This window comes from Photobacterium sp. R1, assembly GCF_054600795.1.
The window spans coordinates 1-275 of sequence record NZ_BAAHZP010000513.1 but is presented as its reverse complement, the minus strand read 5'-3'; the positions used below and the strand labels follow the sequence as shown (position 1 = coordinate 275).

General features: G+C 48.4%; 1 pseudogene. It reads left to right on the top strand.

What is annotated here, in order from left to right:
• Positions 1 to 40 precede the first annotated feature (40 nt).
• A pseudogene (locus ACYP03_RS26085) lies at positions 41 to 275 on the top strand (hypothetical protein); the annotation flags it as partial.

Below are 275 nucleotides of genomic sequence, written 5' to 3'. Positions count from 1 at the left end.
AAACCGTGCAAATGCATTGTGAGCACACTGCAGCCGGAAAATGAATCGATTCATCAAGCAGCCGGATACAGAGCAAGGTGAAATTCTTGAGTCAGTTGAAGAGATAAAGTCAATGGCACAAAGCAAAATAGACCCGCGTCGTTGGTATGTCAGCGCAACGTTTGTATGCGTCATGGCTCTTATCTTTTATCAGTTGTGGTCGGTGTGGCCAACCCTGGTGGTGGAAAGCATTCAGTGGCAGCGGGAAGTCAACGCCCAGCTGGCTGACTTGTTAT